This window comes from Actinomadura rubrisoli, assembly GCF_004349215.1.
Lineage (GTDB): Bacteria > Actinomycetota > Actinomycetes > Streptosporangiales > Streptosporangiaceae > Spirillospora > Spirillospora rubrisoli.
The window spans coordinates 1-2,070 of sequence record NZ_SMKU01000642.1 but is presented as its reverse complement, the minus strand read 5'-3'; the positions used below and the strand labels follow the sequence as shown (position 1 = coordinate 2,070).

1 protein-coding gene is annotated in these 2,070 nt (G+C 64.7%); it reads right to left on the bottom strand.

What is annotated here, in order from left to right; all coding sequences use genetic code 11:
* Window positions 1-142: 142 nt before the first annotated feature.
* A complete protein-coding gene (gene arc / locus E1298_RS46435) occupies window positions 143-1,906 on the bottom strand; it encodes a proteasome ATPase (protein WP_131903735.1) in 1,764 nt (587 codons plus the stop codon).
* Window positions 1,907-2,070 lie beyond the last annotated feature (164 nt).

The window sequence follows — 2,070 nt, the reverse complement described above, 5'->3', positions numbered from 1 at the left end:
TGGCGTCCTCGGAGCTGCCGTGCTCCTTGAGGTCGTCGGGGTGCAGCGGGAGGCCGGTGAGGATGTACTTGGAGAAGATGTCCTTGGCGGCCTCCCTGGTGGGGGTGGCCGCCGCGCCGTGTCGTCGGTGGTGTGGGGTTGGTTACAGGTATTGGCCGGTGTTGGCGACGGTGTCGATGGACCGGCCGGCTTCGGCGCCCTTGGTTCCGGAGACGAGGGTGCGGATGTAGACGATCCGCTCGCCCTTCTTGCCGGAGATGCGGGCCCAGTCGTCGGGGTTGGTGGTGTTGGGCAGGTCTTCGTTCTCGCTGAACTCGTCGACGCAGGCGGCGAGCAGGTGGTTGACCCGCAGGCCCTTCTGGCCGGTGTCGAGGAACTGCTTGATGGCCATCTTCTTGGCCCGGTCGACGATGTTCTGGATCATCGCTCCGGAGTTGAAGTCCTTGAAGTAGAGGACTTCCTTGTCGCCGTTGGCGTAGGTGACCTCCAGGAAGCGGTTCTCGTCGGTCTCGGTGTACATCCGTTCGACGACGCGCTGGATCATGGCCTCGACGGTGGCGTCCTCGGAGCTGCCGTGCTCCTTGAGGTCGTCGGGGTGCAGCGGGAGGCCGGTGAGGATGTACTTGGAGAAGATGTCCTTGGCGGCCTCGGCGTCCGGACGCTCGATCTTGATCTTGACGTCGAGCCGGCCGGGGCGCAGGATCGCGGGGTCGATCATGTCCTCGCGGTTGGAGGCGCCGATGACGATGACGTTCTCCAGGCCTTCGACCCCGTCGATTTCGCTGAGGAGCTGCGGGACGATGGTGTTCTCGACGTCGGAGGAGACTCCGGATCCGCGGGTGCGGAAGATGGAGTCCATCTCGTCGAAGAACACGATGACGGGGGTTCCGGCGGAGGCCTTCTCGCGGGCTCGCTGGAAGACCAGGCGGATGTGCCGTTCGGTTTCGCCGACGTACTTGTTGAGCAGCTCGGGGCCCTTGATGTTGAGGAAGAAGCTCTTGCCTTCCTGGCCGGTCTTCTCCGCGACCTGTTTGGCGAGGGAGTTGGCGACGGCCTTGGCGATGAGGGTCTTTCCGCAGCCGGGCGGGCCGTAGAGGAGCACGCCCTTGGGCGGCCTGAGCTGGTGCTCGCGGAAGAGGTCCGCGTGCAGGTAGGGCAGTTCGATGGCGTCGCGGATCATTTCGATCTGCGATCCGAGGCCGCCGATCTCGTCGTAGGAGATGTCGGGGACCTCTTCGAGGACGAGTTCTTCGACCTCGGCCTTGTGGATCTTCTCGTAGGCGTATCCGGATCGGGGTTCGAGCATGAGGGAGTCGCCTGCGCGCAGGGGGACTCCGCGCAGGGGCTCGGCGAGTTTGATGACGCGTTCCTCGTCGGCGTGCGCGATGACGAGGGCGCGTTCTCCGTCGTCGAAGAGTTCCTTGAGCATGACGACTTCGCCCTGCTCTTCGAATTCGAGGGCTTCGACGACGTTGAGGGCCTCGTTGAGCATGACCTCTTGGCCGCGTTGGAGTTCGTCCGCGTCGACGGCGGGGCTGACGTTCACGCGCAGCTTGCGGCCGCCGGTGAAGATGTCGACCGTTCCATCGTCGCGGGCTTCCAGGAAGACCCCGAATCCGGAGGGTGGTTGGGCGAGCCTGTCGACCTCCTCTTTGAGCGAGACGATCTGTTCGCGAGCCTCTTTGAGGGTCGCTACGAGTCGCTCGTTCTGGCCTGTTACGGCGGCCAGGTTCGCTTGCGCCTCATGGAGGCGTTCTTCCAGCACACGTACTTGGCGCGGGGATTCCGCGAGTTTGCGGCGCAGCACGGAGATCTCCTCCTCCAGGAAGGAGATCTGCGTTTGGAGGTCTCTGACCTCCTTGTCGTGCTGCGCCCTGCGCGCCCCTGCATCGTCACGAGCGGCCACGCCCCGTCACCTCCTCACGAAGAGAGCCGACGACCTACTGAGACCCTACCTATCTGGAGGGCTTCCGTAACCTGCCCGTTCGGTTCTCGTGTTGTGCGGGGTGCCGGCGGGGGTGTGCCGCCGGCACCCCGCACAACACGAGAACCGAACGGGCAGGTTACGGA